Annotated in this window: 17 protein-coding genes; 14 read left to right on the top strand and 3 right to left on the bottom strand. The window is 61.8% G+C overall.

All coding sequences use genetic code 11. The annotated features are described in order from the left end of the window. Window positions 1-320 precede the first annotated feature (320 nt). The 6 genes from wecB (at window position 321) to AC3I65_RS11160 (ending at window position 8,998) form a co-directional block, all read left to right on the top strand. Window positions 321-1,478 (top strand): non-hydrolyzing UDP-N-acetylglucosamine 2-epimerase, encoded by a 1,158-nt coding sequence (gene wecB / locus AC3I65_RS11185; protein WP_439125735.1) that lies wholly within the window; start codon window positions 321-323, stop codon window positions 1,476-1,478. A 37-nt stretch (window positions 1,479-1,515) separates the two neighbouring features. Beyond that, window positions 1,516-3,729, top strand: a complete 2,214-nt coding sequence (locus tag AC3I65_RS11180; protein WP_488523723.1) for a hypothetical protein — start codon at window positions 1,516-1,518, stop codon at window positions 3,727-3,729. Between the two features lie 12 nt (window positions 3,730-3,741). Then, complete coding sequence (locus tag AC3I65_RS11175) at window positions 3,742-5,856, top strand: glycosyl transferase family protein (RefSeq protein ID WP_281459283.1); 2,115 nt, start codon at window positions 3,742-3,744, stop codon at window positions 5,854-5,856. Continuing rightward, window positions 5,853-7,658, top strand: a complete 1,806-nt coding sequence (locus AC3I65_RS11170) for a bacteriophage N4 adsorption protein A (protein ID WP_281459284.1) — start codon at window positions 5,853-5,855, stop codon at window positions 7,656-7,658. The genes AC3I65_RS11175 and AC3I65_RS11170 overlap by 4 nt, the downstream gene beginning before the upstream one ends. 39 nt (window positions 7,659-7,697) lie before the next feature. After that, on the top strand, window positions 7,698-8,579 hold the full coding sequence (locus AC3I65_RS11165) for an alpha-amylase family protein (RefSeq protein ID WP_488523722.1): 882 nt from the start codon (window positions 7,698-7,700) through the stop codon (window positions 8,577-8,579). A gap of 200 nt (window positions 8,580-8,779) precedes the next feature. After that, a complete protein-coding gene (locus AC3I65_RS11160) occupies window positions 8,780-8,998 on the top strand; it encodes a phage infection protein (RefSeq protein ID WP_488523721.1) in 219 nt (72 codons plus the stop codon). A 99-nt stretch (window positions 8,999-9,097) separates the two neighbouring features. Here AC3I65_RS11160 and hpaR (AC3I65_RS11155) read toward each other — a convergent pair whose 3' ends face one another. Further along, entirely contained in the window at window positions 9,098-9,520 is a 423-nt protein-coding gene (gene hpaR, locus AC3I65_RS11155; RefSeq protein ID WP_047229898.1) for a homoprotocatechuate degradation operon regulator HpaR, read from the bottom strand. Between the two features lie 123 nt (window positions 9,521-9,643). Continuing rightward, window positions 9,644-10,549: a 4-hydroxyphenylacetate catabolism regulatory protein HpaA gene (gene hpaA / locus AC3I65_RS11150; protein ID WP_076385117.1), complete on the bottom strand. Its 906-nt coding sequence runs from the start codon at window positions 10,547-10,549 to the stop codon at window positions 9,644-9,646. 186 nt (window positions 10,550-10,735) lie between these two features. Between hpaA and AC3I65_RS11145 the strand changes: the two genes are divergently transcribed. The 8 genes from AC3I65_RS11145 (at window position 10,736) to hpaI (ending at window position 18,188) form a co-directional block, all read left to right on the top strand. Further along, window positions 10,736-11,413 carry a fumarylacetoacetate hydrolase family protein gene (locus AC3I65_RS11145; protein WP_047229900.1) on the top strand — a complete coding sequence of 226 codons (678 nt, stop codon included), beginning with the start codon at window positions 10,736-10,738 and terminating at the stop codon, window positions 11,411-11,413. Beyond that, window positions 11,410-12,180, top strand: a complete 771-nt coding sequence (locus tag AC3I65_RS11140) for a fumarylacetoacetate hydrolase family protein (protein WP_188251599.1) — start codon at window positions 11,410-11,412, stop codon at window positions 12,178-12,180. The genes AC3I65_RS11145 and AC3I65_RS11140 overlap by 4 nt, the downstream gene beginning before the upstream one ends. 5 nt (window positions 12,181-12,185) lie before the next feature. Continuing rightward, complete coding sequence (hpaE, locus tag AC3I65_RS11135; protein WP_047229902.1) at window positions 12,186-13,646, top strand: 5-carboxymethyl-2-hydroxymuconate semialdehyde dehydrogenase; 1,461 nt, start codon at window positions 12,186-12,188, stop codon at window positions 13,644-13,646. A 232-nt stretch (window positions 13,647-13,878) separates the two neighbouring features. Then, complete coding sequence (gene hpaD, locus AC3I65_RS11130) at window positions 13,879-14,736, top strand: 3,4-dihydroxyphenylacetate 2,3-dioxygenase (protein WP_107321714.1); 858 nt, start codon at window positions 13,879-13,881, stop codon at window positions 14,734-14,736. A 76-nt stretch (window positions 14,737-14,812) separates the two neighbouring features. Next, a complete protein-coding gene (locus AC3I65_RS11125) occupies window positions 14,813-15,205 on the top strand; it encodes a tautomerase family protein (RefSeq protein WP_047229904.1) in 393 nt (130 codons plus the stop codon). Window positions 15,206-15,255: 50 nt separating this feature from the next. Next, the gene (locus AC3I65_RS11120) at window positions 15,256-16,560 is read left to right on the top strand and encodes an MFS transporter (RefSeq protein WP_047229905.1); all 1,305 of its coding nucleotides are present in this window, start codon (window positions 15,256-15,258) and stop codon (window positions 16,558-16,560) included. Between the two features lie 12 nt (window positions 16,561-16,572). After that, complete coding sequence (gene hpaH, locus AC3I65_RS11115) at window positions 16,573-17,376, top strand: 2-oxo-hept-4-ene-1,7-dioate hydratase (RefSeq protein WP_047229906.1); 804 nt, start codon at window positions 16,573-16,575, stop codon at window positions 17,374-17,376. A 14-nt stretch (window positions 17,377-17,390) separates the two neighbouring features. Continuing rightward, entirely contained in the window at window positions 17,391-18,188 is a 798-nt protein-coding gene (hpaI, locus tag AC3I65_RS11110; protein ID WP_488523720.1) for a 4-hydroxy-2-oxoheptanedioate aldolase, read from the top strand. 139 nt (window positions 18,189-18,327) lie between these two features. On the opposite strand, the gene hpaR (AC3I65_RS11105) is transcribed toward hpaI, so the two are convergent. Beyond that, window positions 18,328-18,750, bottom strand: a complete 423-nt coding sequence (hpaR, locus tag AC3I65_RS11105) for a homoprotocatechuate degradation operon regulator HpaR (RefSeq protein ID WP_047229908.1) — start codon at window positions 18,748-18,750, stop codon at window positions 18,328-18,330. Window positions 18,751-18,833: the final 83 nt, after the last annotated feature.

The raw sequence follows: 18,833 nt of genomic DNA, 5'->3' as shown, positions 1-18,833 counted from the left end.
CTTTCCAACCTCCCCTCAACCCTTCTTAATCAAAACAACAAAATACCTTTCAAATAAAACTTTGCGCCCGTGTTCTTTGGTGTTATTACTTCGCCGCTCCAAACTGCAATAGGCCATTACGCAACTTTCCGCGTGCGTAACGCGCCTGCCTGATATTGGATCCCACTTAATTCAACTTGCTTGTTTACTCAAACGCATGATCGCGCTTGGGCGAACGGCTGTGCAGCGCAGCAAACTGCGCGAGGAAGGGCGTCATCGCTACTCATCAGTCACGGATCAGGATTCTTTCGATCTTCGGTACCCGTCCGGAAGCCATCAAGATGGCACCTTTGGTCAAGGCCCTCGCCGCCGAACCGGGCATTGAGTCGCTGATCTGTGTCACCGGCCAGCATCAGAGCATGCTTGAGCAGGTGCTGGACCTGTTCGATCTCAAGGCGCATTTCACCCTCAACGTGATGACGCCGCACCAGACGCTCAACTCGCTGACGGCTGCGTTGTACGGCGCGATCGACCCGGTACTGGAACAGACCCGGCCGGATCGGGTGCTGGTCCATGGCGACACCACCTCGGCCATGGTGGCTTCGATGGCCTCCTTTCATCGACGCATTCCCGTGGGCCATGTGGAAGCCGGGCTGCGCACCGGCGATATCTACAGCCCATGGCCGGAAGAAATGAACCGTCGTTGCATCGACCTCAGCGCCGACCTGCTGTTTGCCCCCACCGCACAATCTCGCGATAACCTGCTGGACGAACGTCTGCAGGGCCGCTGCCTGGTGACCGGCAATACCGTCATCGATGCGTTGCAGATGACCGCCCGGCGCATCGAGCAGGATGCACAACTGCGACAAACACTGGACCAACAGTTCCCGTTCCTGCAAACCGGACGCAAGCTGCTGCTGGTCACCGGCCACCGCCGGGAGAACTTTGGCGAAGGCTTCCTGGACATCTGCAAGGCCTTGCGTCACTTGGCCCAGCGTCCCGACATCCAGATCGTCTACCCGGTGCACCTCAATCCCAGCGTACTGGGCCCGGTGACGGAACAACTGGGTGACCTGCTCAACGTGCACCTGATCAAGCCCCTGGATTACCTGGCGTTCGTGCGCCTGATGCAACACGCCCACGTCATCCTCACGGACTCCGGTGGTGTGCAGGAAGAAGCGCCGTCCCTGGGCAAACCGGTGCTGGTGATGCGCGACGTCACCGAACGCCCCGAAGCCGTAGCTGCGGGTACGGTGCGTCTGGTCGGCACCTCCCCGACCTCGATCATTGCCGGCGTGGACGCACTGTTCGACGACAAGGCCTTGTGGCGCCGCGCGTCTCAGGCAGCCAACCCCTATGGTGATGGCAAGGCCAGCCAGCGCATCGTCGATACCCTGATGGGGCGCCCGATGGACGAATTTCTCGTGGGCCAGTCGCAATTGCCCCAAGGCTGGGCTCACCCACCGATGTACGCGCCACGCCAGTTGCTCGCCTCCTAATCGCTGCTCCCCCTTATCAGAATCGAGATTTACCTGAATGAAGCCTTCCGTTGCCATCTCTACGGGTGCGCTCAGCGCCCTTGCCTGTGGCCTGAGCCTGCTTGCGCTCATGCCAACCTTTGCCTTGGCTGCCGATAGCCCGCTTACCCAGGCAATCCATCGGCTCAACGCCGATACCCGCCAGGAGCGCGAAGTCCGCTTGAGCGACCTGGGCATCAGTGCGCCGATCCTGCTGGGCGCCAGCGATTCCCGACGGGAACTGTATTTGCCAGTGCCGGCCGGGGTTACCCTCAATGAGGCGACCCTGCAACTGGACGCCAGCTATCTCAATGGCGAAGGGGGCCGCAACACCCTGCTGCTGTCGCTCGATGGCTATCCGGTGCGCGCCGAAGGACTCAGCGAACCTCAGGGCAGTGCCAGCGCCACACTGGGCGTCGACAAGGCTGCGCGCGACAACGGCCTGGTGCGGCTGGGCATTGCCTGGTCTTCGGTGGTCTCCCGGCCGTTGTGCGAAGACGACCGAGTCATCGGCAACGTGCTGCGCATCCAGCCCGACACACGCCTGAACTACAGCTACGACGCCAGCCAACTGCAGGATGTCGGTGCCGCCTGGACGGCATTGCCTGCTCAACCCGGGATCCTGGTTGCACCCGGTTCGTTGTCCGCCGACAGCTATGACGCGGCCTGGCGATTGGGCGTGGCCCTGGAGCGAATGGGCAAGCACAGCCGCATCCTGCCGTTCCCTGCCGTACAAGACAGTGTGGATTTGAGCGCTCTGCGCATCCCGGCCGAACTGTTGAGCCTCCCGGCCTTCGCCAGCCTCAACGCGAAGGGCCAGCATCGCCTGGCCAACCCGGCAGAGATCGGCGCGCTGCTGATGCTGGGGCAAACCCCGAATGTACAGGCCGATCTGGCCATCAACGACCCGCAATTGCTCCAGGCCATCAATCAGTCCCTGGATGCGTTGCAGAGTCAGGTCCAAAGCGTCGACCTAACGGCGGCCAGTGCATTGACCCAATGGCGCGCACAACACGTCAACGCAGCCACGGCAGGCGCCGGTCCGGACGATGTGCGCCTGGCGCTGCTGGGTACTCGCCCGGTCCTGATGATCGCCCCGCACGCCACCGGCAAAGCCCTGTCGCTGCTTGGTTCAGCGTGGAACAAACTGGCGCGCAGCCGTCAGTTGACCGTCAGCCAAGCGCAAACGCCTTTGAGCAACGATGGCCGCGTGGCCCTGTCGCGACTGGGCGGCGCACCTGGCACCTATGACGTGGCCTCCCGATTCGACTGGAGCACTTCGTTCCCCTTGGGCAGCGTGGCGTATGACGGTCGCTTGCCGGTAACGGCCGTGGTGGATCTATCCGCGGCACCGGGGGCTTCACACACCCCGCCCGTGGCCTCGCTGTTTTTCAACGATTTCCTGATCGGGGCCCAGCAGTTGACCACCGATGGTCAGTCACAACGCATCCAGGCCCATATCCCCAGCTATGCCCTGGGTTCAAAAAACGTATTGCGCGTCTCGTTCCAGCGCCAGCCTGTCAGCGATCGCTGCCTGGAAACACCCCAGGCCTTCCCGGTAGCGGTGCTGCCGAGCAGCCATATCGTGCTGGAAAAAATCGCCCTGGACGACGGTTTCTCCGGCATGGCCGCGCGCTTCGCCGTGGCGACCCAGATCCTCGTTCCCCAGGCATACCTCGACCAACCGGCCGCCAGTCTGGCCCGGGTGATCTCGGTGGCCGATGCCGCCGGTGTTTCACCGTTGCGCGCGCAGTTGAACGTCAGCGCCGATCCCAAAGCCGTGGTCAGCCCGGACAAAGCCTTCCTGGCGTTCGAGTTGCCGCTTGAGGACAGCAAGGAATCGGTCCTGGTCGATGAACAGGGACGTCTGCGCATCAACCATGAAGATCACTTGCTGCTGGATGTGCAGCCTCTCAACCAACTGGCTTCGCTACAAGTGGTGCAAGCCTCGGGACAGCATGGCCTGGTGTATCGGACCTTGGGCAGCCAAGCGCCCGACTTCGCCCAGCCGATTGTGCTGACCCGTGGCGATGTGGCGATTCTCGGCGACAGCGGCGCGGTGACGATCATCGACAGCAAGGACCCCAGCGGCAGTCGGTTGCTCGGCCGTGAAGAACCCAAAGGGCTGGATGCCTGGCGTAAACCCTCGCTGCTCTGGCTGATCCCTGGCGCCATTGTGTTGTTCCTTCTCCTGTTGCTGGCTGGCCGTAGCGCCCGTCGCAATCGCCAGTAACGGTACCCTTCGATGACGTCGCTTTATTGGCCCTATTGGCTGGCCCACTACTACAACTACCTGGAAGCGGCGACCATCGTCGTCGCGGTGGTGATCCTGATCTCCAGCCTGGACGACCTGATCATTGACCTGTGGTACTGGTCTCGCCGCCTGTACCGCAAGCTCACCGCGGACCGCAAATACCGGTCGCTGACCGTCGACCAACTGCTGGCCCGGGACGAACAGCCCCTGGCGATCATGGTGCCGGCCTGGCTGGAATACGACGTCATCGCACCGATGATCGAGAACATGGTTTCGACGCTCGATTACCAGAACTACGTGGTCTTCGTCGGCACCTATGTCAACGACCAGCGCACCATCGACGAAGTCGAGCGGATGCGCCGGCGCTACAAGCAACTGCACCGCGTGGAAGTGCCCCATGCCGGACCGACCTGCAAGGCCGACTGTCTGAACTGGGTGATCCAGGCGATCTTCCTGCACGAGAAAACCCATGGCATGACCTTCGCTGGGGTGGTGTTGCACGACAGCGAAGACGTGCTGCATCCATTGGAATTGCGGCTGTTCAACTACCTGCTGCCGCGCAAGGACATGATCCAGTTGCCCGTGGTGTCGCTGGAGCGCAACTGGTACGAATGGGTGGCGGGCGTCTACATGGACGAGTTCGCCGAATGGCACGGCAAGGACCTGGTGGTGCGTGAAAGCATGACCGACACCGTGCCCTCGGCCGGCGTCGGCACCTGTTTCTCCCATCGCGCGTTGCGGGTACTGGCCGGCGAAACCGAAAACCAGCCGTTCAACACCGACAGCCTCACCGAGGACTACGACGTCGGCGCGCGACTGGCCAAGGTCGGCATGAACGCCATCTTCGTGCGTTTCCCGGTGCAGTTTCGGGTGCTGCGCAAATCCTGGTTCCGCAAGCCCTACGAATCGACCCTGACAATGCCACTGTGCGTGCGCGAGTTCTTCCCGGACACCTTCCGCACGGCGTTCCGACAAAAGGCCCGCTGGACCCTGGGCATCGGCCTGCAAGGCTGGGAACAGATGGGCTGGAGCGGCTCGTTGGCCAACCGCTACCTGCTGTTTCGCGACCGCAAGGGCGTGGTGACGGCGTTCGTCAGTATCATCGCCTACGTGATTCTGGTGCAGCTGCTGGGCTTGATCATTCTGCGCAACAGCGGCTGGTGGGACGTCACCTTCCCGACGCCCTTTGAAACCAACGACCTGATCAAATACCTGCTGGTGGCCAACGGCATTGCCCTGCTCTGGCGGATCCTGCACCGTTGTTATTTCACCACCGTGCTGTACGGCTGGCAGCATGGCTTGCTGTCGATCCCGCGCATGCTGGTGGGTAACTTCGTCAACTTCATGGCCGCGTCCAGAGCCTGGCGGATGTTCCTGGTGGGCAAGGTGATGAATCGCAAACTGGTCTGGGACAAGACCATGCACGACTTCCCTTCCACCGACCTGGTGGCCATCGCGCCCCGCCGCCTGGGCAGCGTGTTGCTGTCCTGGCAGGCCATTACCGACACCCACCTGCAGAGTGCCCTGGACCAGCAACAATCACGCAACATGCCCCTGGGGCGCATTTTGCTCAACAACGGCTGGCTGGACGACGAAACCCTGGCCGAAGCCATCGCGTTCCAGAATGACCTGCCCCGGGTCTTCGACGTGTCGCAAAAAGCCGCCGCCTCGACCTCGTCACTGACCGGCGAGTTTGCCCTGCGCTGGCGGGTCATTCCCCTGGGCCGCAACGCTGACGGCTGCGAACAGATCGCCGTTGCCAACCCCCTGTCCGACGAAGGCCTGCAACAGATCGCCGCCGAACTGGGCAGCGAGCCGGTGCAACTGATTGCCAGGGAAAGTGAAATTCTCGCGCTGTTGCGCCAATTGCCGGAACGCAACGGCCACGCCGTACCGAATGCCAGTGCACCGCTACTGGGTGACTTGCTGATCGAAATGGGCCTGCTCGATCGCGATCAGTTCAGCCGCGCCATGTTGCAGTATCGACCGCAGCACCACGGTCGGATCGGCGATTACCTGGTCGACAGCGGCGTGCTGCCCCGGGCCACTATCGAACAGGTGGCGGCGCGTCAGCACAGCGTCTACCCCATGGAGCTTCCGGCATGAACCGCGCCCTTCTGACCCTCTTGGCCACGGGGCTGAGCCTGATACCGGCCGTGGCTGCTGCCGAAACCTTGCCATTGCCGTTGTCCGGCCCGGCCTACACCGCCGCCAACCAAGCCTACAGCGCCTACGAGCGCAAGGACTACGACCTGGCCATCGCCAAGGCGCGCGAGGCCCTGCGCCTGCGCGCCGACGTGACGCGTCTGCACACCCTGATCGCCATGGCCGAACGTGACAAGAAACGGCGCGACCAGCCCCGGAGCGCCGCATCGTCCGCCGTGGCCGCGGCACCGGGTTTCATGGCCGCCACCCAAGGGTACAGGGCCTATGATCGCGAACGGTTCGGTCTGGCTGCGCAATCGGCTCGCAAGGCGATTGCCCAGGCTCCCCATCGCCGGGAGTACCGGCTGTTGCTAATCGACGCCTTGCAGCGCCAGCATCTTCTGGTCGAAGCCGACCAGGCTGTGGGCGATGCGCTCGGGGTCTTCGCCAACGATGACGCGCTGCTGATGCGTCGCAAGGCGATTCGTCGCCAACTGGCGGCGCCGCTGGCGGTCCAGGGCTACCGCGCCTTGCAGCAGGGCAATGCGGTGCTGGCCGTGGACAAGGCTCGCCAAGCCGTGGCTTGGGCTCCGGAAATCGCCGCCAACCAGCAATTGCTCAACAGTGCGCTGCTGACGGCCGAGGATCGCGACGCACCGATTCTCGAGTGCCAGGAAAGTACCTTCGGCCTGACGTGCGCCACCAGGGCGAATAATGCCGAAGGACGGGCACCGGTCAGTGATTTGCAACTGGCCTATGATTCAGTCCGGGCCGGTGACGACGAGGCGGCCCACGCAGCCTTCCGCAGGGCCGATGCCAGCACCCGGCTCGCTCCGGCAGCGGCTCAGGATGCAGCTTACAACGCCATGCGCGTTCATAAAGACGACGAAGCGGTGGCGTATTTCAAGCGCGTCATCGATGCCCAGGCGACCACTGAGTCACCCATGTCTGCACAACAGCTGTTCGATACCCGTCGTGCCGTGGGCGACATTTCACGCACCATGGGCTTGACCAGCACCACCAGCTATCGCGGCAACAGTTCCAGTGGCCTGAGCGCTGCTCCGGGCACCAGCAACAGCGGCAGCCAAAGCAATGATCAACTGCAGAACAGCACTGAGCTGTCCTGGCGGCCGCTCGGGTATCGCAATGCACGTTTCGTCGAACTCTACGGGCGCGTCACCGACACCCTGTGGAGCAAGAACAGCGACTCGGACACCGGTGCGGATGCCTTGCAAGGGGCGCTGGGGGTACGGATCAAACCCTTCAGCTCCATCAACATCATGGCCGCCTTTGAACGCACCTTTCCCCTGGGCTCCTCGAACGTCGAGGGCGACTGGCTCGCGCGCCTGGGCTACGGTTCGAGTATCGGCACCGACCTGCGGGTCGATGCGCCCAGTTGGTGGACTTCGCAGCTGTACGCCGAAGTCGGTCGATACATCAACGACGAACGCAATTATTTCAACAGCGAATGGCAAGTGGGACGCAGCTATGCCATCGGCGGTACCGGCTCGCGCTGGGTGACCTTCCCCCATGTCGTGGCGGCGGTCGACTACGATTCCAAGATGAAAAGCGGCGCCGACGGTGACTTCTCGTCAGGCAACGCCGGCGGGATCGGCGTGGGCAACAACGTACGCTACTGGTTCCGCGAAGACGCCTACAACGCCCCGCGCTCCTATGTGGATTTTTCCCTGCAGTATAGGGCCAGGGTATTTGGCGAGGAACGCGCCAAAGGCGTGTTCGCTCGCTTGACCTACTCCTATTGAGGCCGTTGATGTGATGTGCAATTGCAGGAAGACGTTCGCTTGAAAATCTTCGGCCATATCATCAGTCGCACGGCTGTGGCGGCGCTCTCGCTGGCCACGGCCCTCGGCGCAGGCACAGGCACAGGGATGTATTACATGATGAACCAGGAGGTTGCACCGAACATCGTTGGCATCGTCTGGCAGCCAGACAACCAGACCGTGGGCATCAAAGGCGACTGGGAAAAGCTGGGGGTGCGCGAGCTGCTGGTGCAATGGACGGTGGTGGATGACCAGGCCTTCGTGCCCGGCACCGGCCTGCCCAGCGTGCCGCTACTGCCTGACTGGGCGCGCATCGCCAAGGCGCCCTGGGCCCAGGATGTCATCCTCGGGCTGGCCGGCCATTTCAGTGAAAACCGCTCCAGGGACAACATCGAGCAACTGGCCACGGTGTCGGAGCGCATTGCGCAACTGCCGACGCCACTGCACGTGACCGGGTGGTACTTTCCGGCCGAGGTCGATCCCAGTTGGTCTCGCGCCAAGGAACTGCCCGCCTTGCTGGCCAAGCTGCCGCGCCCGTTGTGGATCAGCGTCTACGACGGCGCCAACATCGGCCCCGCCGCCACTGCCGACTGGCTCAAGCAATGGTTGCCGGACGATATTGGCGTGTTCTTCCAGGATGGCGTCGGCGTCTACGCCCGCACCGCCCCGGTGGCCCGGGACTACGCCGACACCCTGCGTGACCGGCTCGGGAAGGATCGCGTGCGGATCATCGTCGAAGCCTTCCGCCCCAAGTTCGGCGGCGGCTTTCGCTCGGCCACGGTTGCCGAACTCACACCCCAACTGGCCGCCTATGCCGGCTATCCGCTGTACCTGTTCGACGGCCCCCATTATCTGACGCCTGAGTTGGTGGAGCAGCTGGAGCAATCCTTGGCCAAGCCGTGATCATGGCTCGAGGCCTTCGTCCTGGCCTGGCCCCATAGATTTGTATCGCTGTGTATATGAACGGCGAGTTGATACGAAATCGCTGACTTCGAGCCTTGCCGACACACAACGTCGATACACCTTCGCGTTTAACTGTGATCACCGGACAGCAGCACACCCGTTGCCACCGGCCCACTCAATCAAGCGCAAGGAGAATCACCATGTTCACTTTCTCGAAAGTTTCGTCCCTGGCAATCGCTCTGACACTGATGGGCGGGCTCGGCCTGTCGAACATCGCTTCGGCCACGGCCATGAGTGCAGCGGCGAAGGGTCAGGCTGCACAGTTGGTGGCTGAAGGTGGCTCCGATCGTCTGCTTCAAAACCGCGTGGCTGAAGGTGGCGCTGATCGTCTTCAGGAACTGCGCGAACGCAACGCTTAAGAGTTGCCGATAGCCGTGCCGAGTTTGGATCGAAGTCTCAGCGCAATGGATTATTCGGGGTGAGGGAGCTTGCCCTCTCACCCCGAATGTTTGCCTGGCTCACGGCTTGATGTTCTTCAGCTCGTTGAGCAGCGCCAACAGTTGCTGCATCTTTTCTTCACCAAACTGGTCTTCGATGCGGCGATAGTTGCTTTCCATCCCCTCACTCATCGACACGAAGCACTGCTGCCCACGCTCGGTCAGCCCTACGAAAACCCGACGCTGATCCTGGCTCGACTTCTGCCGACGCACCAGCCCATCACGCTCCAGACGGCTGAGCACACCGGTCATGCTGGGTTTGAGGATGCAGGCCTGATGAGCGAGCTGGTGGCTCTCCAGCTCTCCTTGCTGATGCAGGATACGGATCACCCGCCATTGTTGTTCCGTAAGGTCATGCTGGTTCAGCGCCGGGCGGAAAAAAGCCATGGCCGCTTCGCGCGCTTGCAACAGGGTCAGTGTCAATGAAGGTCTGGGGTTGGCCATGTTCGGACTGTTTGGATGGACGAGCTGGCAGCTTAGTGTTGCGGACAAGCGGCTGCAAGAAACAACGCCGCGCACTGGACGGCTGCATGACGCCGGTGGCGAGTGCTCCACCAGCAACAACGCTCAACGCAACCCCGATTGCCGCTGGCGATACTCCCCTGGTGTGAGCCGGGCGTAGCGCTGGAAGAAACGACTGAAATACGCCGGGTCCTTGAACCCGAGCTGGTAGCAGATTTCATTGGCTGAACTGCCGGTAAACAACAGCAACCGCTTGGCCTCCTGCATCAGCCGTTCCATGATCAGTTGCTTGGAAGGCAGGTCGGCGATCCGTCGGCACACATCGTTGAGCCGCGCCTCGGTGACGCCGATGCCCTCGGCGTAGCGCGACAACGGCCAATGTTGCAGGTAGTGAGCTTCGATCAGCTCATTGAAGCGGTGGAAAATCTTCAGGTCCTCATGCCGGGCCGGTCGTGCCTGCAGAGAATTGGAACACAGACGCAGCAGACTGATCATGATCAGCCGCGTCAAACCGTCCAGCGCCGCGCTGCGTCCCGGCCGCTCGGCACAGACCTCCTCGCTCAGCTCCTCGAACAGGTACTCCAGTCGCCGCACCTCCCCCGCCTGTTCCGGCCCCAACTGCGCCAACGCAACGCAGGCCGCAGGCATTTGCACACCCGCCGGCGCCAGGCTCGGATCAGCGTCGATCAACTGCCACACCAATTGCTGACGAACGGTCAACACATGCCCGTCACTGTCGGCTTCGGTCACAAAAGAATGGGGAATGGTGGGTGGCGTAAGGAAAAACATAGGCCCGGATTCGACGTATTGCTGGTCGTCCAGATACACCCGTACGGCGCCGCTTTTCACGTAGTGAACCTGAAAGAAACGGTCATGCCGATGCACCGGCATATTGCGACCGAAGAAACCCGCCAGGTTGGCAAGCCGATCGTAGTGAACCTCGGCATCGCTGTAACGCTGGTCGTACACCTGGCCAATGTTGATGTTGGGGATTGGCTGACGGTCAGTCATCACGCATTTCTCGTTTTTTATTCTGATTCAGGCAGCGGCTTGGATTCATCCTGCGCCGATTTCCCGAGGGCAACCAGTGTCCGGTGATTCTGCCACGCTTGACGATAGTTAACATCTTAATTATAACTGTTAATACATTAACAATATCTGCAGAGCCCTCATCTCTGCCGCTGCCAGGAGACAAGCATGAGCCGTGCCCTGCATGACGTCGCGACCGGCACCCTGTTTGGGGTTGCACTGAACTATCAGGGGCTGCTGAAACAGCGCCTCGCCGAGTTCGAGCAACCGCCTTACCAGAAGCCGCCGGTCAAACCGGTGTTGTTCATCAAGACACCCAACACCCGCAACCGGCACGACGCCGACGTGGTTCATCCAGGTCACGGCCAGCGGCTGCAACCGGGGCCCGCGCTTGGCGTGGTGATGGGCAAGTCGGCCAGCCGTGTCAGCGCCGCCGAAGCACTGGACTATGTGGCCGGCTATACCGTGGTCAATGAATTCAGCCTGCCGGAAGACAGCTATTACCGCCCCGCCGTCAAGGCCAAGTGCCGGGACGGCTTCTGTGCCATCGGGCCTGAACTGGTGCCCACGGCCAACGTTGCCGACCCCCATAGCCTGACAATCAGGCTGTACGTCAACGGCGAGGTGCGTCAGCACAACAACACGGCCAATTTCGTTCGCAACATTCCCCAATTGATTGCCGAGATCAGCGAGTTCATGACGTTGCATGCCGGCGACGTTCTGATCACTGGCACGCCCGAGGGCCGGGTTGATGTCGTGCCTGGCGATCGCGTCGAAGTGGAGATCAGCGGCCTGGGCCGCCTCGTCAATAGCGTTGTGGCCGAGCACACAGGAGCACGTTCATGAAACACGCGCGCATTGGTTTTGAAGGCCAGGTCCACACGGTCACCGTTGAAGCTCACAACGCCGTTCGCCTGGCCGACGGTCGGCTGCTGGCCGAGGATCAGGTCCAGTGGTTGCCGCCGGCCACCGGCAGCATGTTCGCCCTGGGCCTGAACTACGCCGATCACGCCGCCGAACTGGCGTTCAAGCCGCCAACCGAACCGTTGGCGTTCATCAAATCCCCGGGCACCTACACCGGCCACAACCAGATCACCTGGCGCCCCGACAACGTCGCCTACATGCACTACGAGTGCGAGCTGGTGGCGGTCATCGGCAAAGCCGCGCGCAACGTCAAGCGCGAGGACGCGCTGGGTTACCTGGCCGGTTACACCGTGTGCAACGACTATGCGATCCGCGACTACCTGGAAAACTACTACCGCCCCAACCTGCGGGTGAAAAACCGTGATGCCACCACACCTGTCGGCCCGTGGATGGTCGATGTGGCCGATGTACCGGACCCCGGCAACCTGAAATTGCGTACTTGGATCAACGGCGAACTGCGCCAGGAAGGCTCGACCCGCGACATGATTTTCGACATCCCCTACCTGATCGAATACCTGTCCAGCTTCATGACCCTGCAGCCCGGCGACATGATCGCCACCGGCACACCCGAAGGTCTGGCGGACGTGGTGCCCGGTGATGAAGTAGTGGTGGAAGTGGAAGGCGTCGGCCGCCTGGTCAATCGAATTGTCAGCGAAGCCGAGTTCTTCGCATCCCGTAAAGAGGCGTGAGCAGCATGATCAAGCACTGGATCAACGGCCGTGAGGTCGAAAGCAAAGATGTGTTCGTCAACTACAACCCGGCCACCGGTGAAGCCATTGGCGAAGTTGCCAGCGGCGGCGCCGAAGAAGTTGCCCAGGCCGTGGCTGCGGCCAAGGACGCTTTCCCGAAGTGGGCCAACACGCCGGCCAAGGAGCGCGCCCGACTGATGCGCAAGCTCGGTGAACTGATCGAGCAGAACGTGCCGAAACTGGCCGAACTGGAAACCCTCGACACTGGCTTGCCGATTCATCAGACCAAGAACGTGCTGATCCCGCGCGCCTCCCACAACTTCGACTTTTTCGCCGAAGTCTGCACGCGGATGGACGGCCACACCTATCCGGTCGACGACCAGATGCTTAACTACACCTTGTACCAACCAGTCGGTGTCTGTGCATTGGTCTCGCCCTGGAACGTGCCGTTCATGACCGCAACCTGGAAGACCGCGCCGTGCCTGGCGCTGGGCAACACCGCCGTGTTGAAAATGTCCGAGCTGTCGCCGCTGACCGCGAACGAGCTGGGGCGCCTGGCGGTGGAAGCCGGCATTCCCAACGGCGTGTTGAACGTGATCCAGGGTTACGGTGCCACGGCCGGCGACGCATTGGTGCGGCATCCGGATGTGCGGGCGATTTCCTTCACAGGCGGCACCGCCACCGGCAAGAAGATCATGCAGACCGCCGGGCTGAAAAAGTATTCGATGGAACTGGGCGGCAAGTCGCCGGTACTGATTTTCGAAGACGCCGACCTTGAACGGGCCCTCGACGCAGCGCTGTTCACCATCTTCTCGCTCAATGGCGAACGTTGCACCGCCGGCAGCCGGATCTTCATCCAGGAAAGCGTCTACCCACAGTTCGTGGCCGAATTCGCCGCCCGGGCCAAACGCCTGATCGTCGGTGATCCGCAAGACCCGAAAACCCAGGTCGGCTCGATGATCACCCAGGCCCACTACGACAAGGTCACCGGCTACATCAAGATCGGCCTCGAAGAAGGCGCCACGCTCCTGGCCGGCGGTCTGGAGCGCCCGGCCAACCTGCCGGCGCACTTGAGTCGCGGCCAGTTCATCCAGCCGACAGTGTTCGCCGACGTGGACAACAACATGCGCATCGCCCAGGAAGAAATCTTCGGCCCGGTGGTGTGCCTGATCCCGTTCAAGGACGAAGCACAAGCCTTGCAACTGGCCAACGAGACTGACTATGGGCTGGCCTCGTACATCTGGACCCAGGACATCGGCAAGGCCCATCGCCTGGCCCATGGCATCGAGGCCGGCATGGTGTTCATCAACAGCCAGAACGTGCGCGACCTGCGCCAGCCTTTCGGCGGCGTGAAGGGTTCCGGAACCGGCCGCGAAGGTGGACAGTACAGCTTTGAAGTCTTCGCCGAGATCAAGAACGTCTGCATCTCCATGGGCGGGCATCACATTCCGCGCTGGGGGGCATGATCACAGACAAATCGGGTGATTAACCTTGTGGCGAGGGGATTTTTTATCCCCGCTGGGCTGCGCAGCAGCCCTACACCCGACGACTCGGTGTGTCAGGCCTATTGAGGGGCCGCTCCGCGCCCCAGCGGGGATAAATCCCCTCGCCACAAGTGCAGTGATCTACCCAGAGCATCAAGACCCGATTCACCCGTTATCCGAGATTCAACAAGAACAATTTTTCAGGAGAATCATCATGGGCGAAGTCGTCCTGGCTGCGAAAATCTGCCACGTTCCCTCGATGTACCTGTCGGAGCTGCCGGGCAAACACCACGGCTGCCGCGCAGCGGCCATTGCCGGCCATAAGGAAATCGGTCGCCGCGCCCGTGAACTGGGCGCCGACACCGCCGTGGTGTTTGACGTGCACTGGCTGGTCAACAGCGCCTACCACGTCAACAGTGGCGCGCACTTCAAAGGCATCTACACCAGCAACGAGTTGCCGCACTTCATCAAGAACATGGAGTACGAATACTCCGGCGCTCCGGAACTGGGCGAATTGATCGCCGCCGAGGCCAATGCCGCCGACGTGCGCACCCTGGCCCACAACATCCCGAGCCTGGAGCTGGAATACGGCACGCTGGTGCCCATGCGCTACATGCACATGGATGTTCCGCAAGACCAGAAATTCAACGTGGTGTCGGTTGCCGCCTGGTGCGCCTGGCACCGTCTGCAAGACAGCTTCACCTTCGGTGCCGCCGTGCGCCGGGCCATCGAAAAAAGTGATCGCAAGGTGCTGGTGCTGGCTTCCGGCTCGCTGTCGCACCGCTTTTCCGATGATCGCAATGCCGAAGCCAACATCCACAACTGGACGCGCGAGTTCGACAAACAGGTCGACCTGCATGTCGTGGAGCTGTGGCGCCAGGGTCGCTGGAAAGAGTTCTGCGCCATGCTGCCCGATTACGCCGAGCACTGTTTCGGTGAGGGCAAGATGCATGACACCGCCATGCTTCTGGGGCTGCTCGGTGGGCCGGACTATGCCAAACCCGCCGAAATCATCACCGAACCTTTCGGCAGTTCCGGTACGGGCCAGATCAACGCCATTTTTCCAGTTTGAGCCACAGCGGCAGCCGACCACCCTCGACTTGCCGCTTGAAGCTTGCCACTCACAGCTGCCGACGCAGGAGGCCTCCATGCCCCACTTCATTGCCGAATACACCGACAACATCGAACAACAGGCCGATCTGCCCGGCCTGTTTGAAAAGGTTCACACCCTGCTGGGTGACAGCGGTGTGTTTCCCCTGGGTGGTATCCGCAGCCGTGGTGTGCGCCTGGATACCTGGCGCATGGCCGACGGCAAGCACGACTATGCCTTCGTCCACATGACCTTGAAGGTCGGCCATGGCCGTGACCTGGCTACCCGCCAGAAAGTGGCGCAAAAGCTCTTTGAAGTGATCACCGCGCACTTCGCCGAACTCCAGGCCCAGCGCTTGCTGGCGCTGTCGTTCGAGATGATCGAGCTGCACGAACAGCTCAACTTCAAGGCCAACAACGTTCACGCCTTCCTCAACGCCCAGGCCCATTAAACCCGCCTGCCCGTTCGCCCTTCGGCCTCTCTGACAAAAAGTACAAAATCATGAGCACAGCCAATACCGCCGACACTGCCGGCACAATCGCCCACGACCGCACCCATGCCACCGTCACCTGGCGACTGATGCCATTGCTGTTGGTCTGCTACCTTTTCGCCCACCTGGACCGCATCAACATTGGCTTTGCCAAGATGCAGATGAGCGCCGACCTGCAGTTCAGCGACACGGTCTATGGCTTCGGCGCGGGCCTGTTCTTCATCGCCTACGCGCTGTTCGGCGTGCCGAGCAACATCGCCCTGGACCGGGTCGGCCCGCGCCGCTGGATCGCCACGCTGATGGTGGTCTGGGGGGCTTTGTCCACCGGCATGTTCCTGATCGAAAGCGCCGCTGGGTTCTACGTGTTGCGCTTTCTGCTGGGGGTGGCCGAAGCCGGGTTCTTCCCGGGCATTCTGGTCTTTCTCAACCGTTGGTACCCGGCACGACGCCGCGCCCAGGTGACCGCGCTGTTTGCCATTGCCGTGCCGATGGCCGGCGTGATTGGCGGGCCCTTGTCGGGCGGCATCCTTGAACACTTTCATGACTTCGGTGGCCTGCGCGGCTGGCAGTGGATGTTCGTCATCGAAGGGCTGCCGGTGATTCTGCTCGGCCTGGTGGTGCTCAAGTGCCTGCCGGACAGTTTCGAGACGGTCAACTGGCTGACACCGCAAGCCAAACAGCAATTGCGCGCGCAACTGAGCGTTGAAGAACAACGCAAATCCATCACCTCGTTCTCGGCGATTCTCAACAACCCGCAGGTCTGGTTGCTGGTGGCGGTGTATTTCGCCGTGATGCTGGCGGTGAACACCCTGGCTTTCTGGATGCCCACGTTGATTCACGGCGCCGGAATCGGCAGTGACGGTCAGGTTGGATTGCTCAGCGCCGTGCCGTATCTGGCCGGCTGCTTTTTCATGATCGGCTGCGGCCGTTCGTCAGACCGCCATCGCGAACGGCGCTGGCACCTCTGCGTACCGCTGCTGATGGCGGCGGCAGGCATTGCCATCGCCGGTCTCTCACCCACCAGCCCAACCCTGGTACTGGGTGGCCTGATCATCGCGGGTATGGGTGCCAGTGCAGCGTTGCCGATGTTCTGGCAACTGCCGCCGGCCTTCCTGTCCAACAGCACCCAGGCCGCCGGCATCGCACTGATCAGCTCCTTCGGCAGCATTGCCTCATTCCTGGCGCCCTATCTGATCGGCTGGATGCGCGACACCACCCAGAGCGCCAGCCTGGCCCTTTATGTGCTGGCGCTGCTCATCGCCGTGGGGGGCCTGCTGGTGCTTCGCACCCAGGCCGCCATCGTCAACCCTCAATAAGAGATGCTCTTCATGCTCGATCAAAACCTCATCCAGCAGGCCGCCGCCCGCCTCGACCACGCAGAACGTTCGCGCGAACAGGTGCGGCAGTTTTCCCTCGACCATCCGCATATCACCCTGGACGACGCTTACGCCATCCAGCGCGCCTGGGTTGCGCAAAAGATCAAGGACGGCCGCAAGCTGGTCGGCCACAAGATCGGCCTGACCTCCCGGGCCATGCAGGTCTCGTCGAACATCACTGAGCCGGACTATGGTGCCCTGCTCGATGACATGTTCTTCGACGAGGGCACCGACATCCCGTTCGAGCGCTTCATCGTGCCCCGGGTGGAAGTGGAACTGGCGTTCATCCTCGGCAAGCCGTTGAAAGGCCCGAACGTGACGGTATTCGACGTGCTGGACGCCACCGAATGGGTGATCCCGGCACTGGAAATCATTGATGCCCGCATCCAGCAGATCGATCCACAAAGCAAGGCCACCCGCAAAGTCTTCGACACCATCTCCGACAATGCCGCCAACGCCGGCGTGGTCATGGGCGGGCGCGCGGTGCGCCCCACTGAAATCGACCTGCGCAAGGTGCCTGCGGTGCTCTACCGCAACGGCGTGATCGAGGAATCCGGCGTCTCGGCAGCGGTGCTCAATCACCCGGCCAAAGGCGTGGCCTGGCTGGCGAACAAACTGGCGGCCTACGACGTCACCCTGCAGCCGGGGCAAATCATTCTAGGTGGCTCCTTCACCCGTCCCGTGGCGGCCAACCCGGGGGATACCTTCCATGTCGACTACGACATGCTCGGTTCCATCGCTTGCCGTTTCGTCTGATCGGAGACTGACTCATGGACATGCCCATCAATACCTTCAAGCAACGGCTGCGCAGCGGTGAGGCGCAGATTGGCCTGTGGCTGGGCCTGGCCGACGCCTACTGTGCGGAACTGGCGGCCAACGCCGGCTTCGACTGGTTGTTGATCGACGGCGAACACGCGCCCAATGATGTGCGCGGGATACTCGGCCAGCTCCAGGCCGTGGCCCCCTACCCCAGCCAACCGGTGATCCGCCCAGTGGTCGGCGACACCGCATTGATCAAACAGGTGCTCGACATCGGTGTGCAAACCTTGCTGGTGCCGATGGTCGAAAGCGCCGGCCAGGCTCGCGAACTGGTGCGCGCCATTCACTACCCGCCTCAAGGCGTCCGAGGCGTCGGCAGTGCGCTGGCCCGTGCATCACGCTGGAACAGTATTGCCGGTTACCTCGATAAGGCCGACGAACAGATGTGCCTGCTGGTGCAGATCGAAAGCCGCGAGGGCCTGGCCAACCTGGATGCCATCGCCGCAGTGGAAGGTGTTGACGGGGTCTTCATAGGTCCGGCGGATCTGAGCGCGTCCATGGGTTTTCGTGGCAATCCCGGGCATCCGACCGTGCAAGCCGCCATCGAGGACGCCATCGCCCGCATCCGCCAGGCCGGCAAAGCGGCCGGGATTCTCAGCGCCGATGAACAGCTCGCCCGGCGTTATATCGAGCTGGGCGCTGGGTTTGTCGCGGTGGGGGTGGATACAACCGTGTTGATGCGCGGTTTGCAAAGCCTTGCGGCGACGTTCAAAGACACACCAAAACCTGCGGCTAGAGGTGTGTACTGATAGCAACACAAACCTCTGTGGAGAGGGGGCCTGTGGGAGCAAAGCTTGCTCGCGAAACCGGCACCTCGGTTTCTGAGAGACCGCGGTGCCTTCATCGCGGGCAAGCCTTGCTCCCACAGACGTTAACCAACCCGGGATCTCAACGCCTGATCGCTTTCAGGTCATTGAGCAACTCCAGCAACGTCTGCAACTTCTGCTCCCCCAACTTGCCCTGCAAACGCTGGTAATTCTCTTCCATGCTCTGGCTCATCGAATCGAAGCTCGCCTGCCCCTGCGGCGCCAGGCGCACCAGCACCCGCCGCTGATCCTGTTCGGCCTTGCGCCGTTCCACCATGCCCGCCGCTTCCATGCGCGTCAGCACGCCGGTCATGCTCGGTTTGAGAATGCAGGCCAGTTCAGCCAGGCGATTGATCTCCAGTTCGTCGTGCTGGCTGAGGATACGGATGACTCGCCATTGCTGTTCGGTCAAACCGTGCTGGTTGAGGGAGGGACGGAAAAAACCCATGGCCGCTTCACGGGCCTGTAGAAGGGTGAGGGTCAAGGATTGGCGCGGTTTGGGCATAGGTGTGTTCGCGAGGAAATTTAGTTAATGAGTTAACTAAATCTTAACAGCTTCGGCGCCAAGTTACCTTGGGGCGAAGGGAT

Source organism: Pseudomonas sp. N-1-13 (assembly GCF_057787095.1).
Note: the sequence above shows the minus strand (reverse complement) of the source record. Positions and strands in the feature narration are given on the sequence as shown.

What these genes read in the sequence shown, in the direction of transcription:
- hpaD (WP_107321714.1), top strand. Translation starts at nt 13,879, where the DNA reads ATGGGCGAAGTCGTCCTGGCTGCGAAAATCTGCCACGTTCCCTCGATG.
- AC3I65_RS11170 (WP_281459284.1), top strand. Translation starts at nt 5,853, where the DNA reads ATGAACCGCGCCCTTCTGACCCTCTTGGCCACGGGGCTGAGCCTGATA.
- AC3I65_RS11180 (WP_488523723.1), top strand. Translation starts at nt 1,516, where the DNA reads ATGAAGCCTTCCGTTGCCATCTCTACGGGTGCGCTCAGCGCCCTTGCC.
- hpaH (WP_047229906.1), top strand. Translation starts at nt 16,573, where the DNA reads ATGCTCGATCAAAACCTCATCCAGCAGGCCGCCGCCCGCCTCGACCAC.
- hpaI (WP_488523720.1), top strand. Translation starts at nt 17,391, where the DNA reads ATGGACATGCCCATCAATACCTTCAAGCAACGGCTGCGCAGCGGTGAG.
- AC3I65_RS11175 (WP_281459283.1), top strand. Translation starts at nt 3,742, where the DNA reads ATGACGTCGCTTTATTGGCCCTATTGGCTGGCCCACTACTACAACTAC.
- hpaR (WP_047229908.1), bottom strand. Translation starts at nt 18,750, where the DNA reads ATGCCCAAACCGCGCCAATCCTTGACCCTCACCCTTCTACAGGCCCGT.
- AC3I65_RS11120 (WP_047229905.1), top strand. Translation starts at nt 15,256, where the DNA reads ATGAGCACAGCCAATACCGCCGACACTGCCGGCACAATCGCCCACGAC.
- AC3I65_RS11125 (WP_047229904.1), top strand. Translation starts at nt 14,813, where the DNA reads ATGCCCCACTTCATTGCCGAATACACCGACAACATCGAACAACAGGCC.
- AC3I65_RS11160 (WP_488523721.1), top strand. Translation starts at nt 8,780, where the DNA reads ATGTTCACTTTCTCGAAAGTTTCGTCCCTGGCAATCGCTCTGACACTG.
- AC3I65_RS11145 (WP_047229900.1), top strand. Translation starts at nt 10,736, where the DNA reads ATGAGCCGTGCCCTGCATGACGTCGCGACCGGCACCCTGTTTGGGGTT.
- hpaR (WP_047229898.1), bottom strand. Translation starts at nt 9,520, where the DNA reads ATGGCCAACCCCAGACCTTCATTGACACTGACCCTGTTGCAAGCGCGC.
- hpaA (WP_076385117.1), bottom strand. Translation starts at nt 10,549, where the DNA reads ATGACTGACCGTCAGCCAATCCCCAACATCAACATTGGCCAGGTGTAC.
- hpaE (WP_047229902.1), top strand. Translation starts at nt 12,186, where the DNA reads ATGATCAAGCACTGGATCAACGGCCGTGAGGTCGAAAGCAAAGATGTG.
- AC3I65_RS11140 (WP_188251599.1), top strand. Translation starts at nt 11,410, where the DNA reads ATGAAACACGCGCGCATTGGTTTTGAAGGCCAGGTCCACACGGTCACC.
- wecB (WP_439125735.1), top strand. Translation starts at nt 321, where the DNA reads ATGGCACCTTTGGTCAAGGCCCTCGCCGCCGAACCGGGCATTGAGTCG.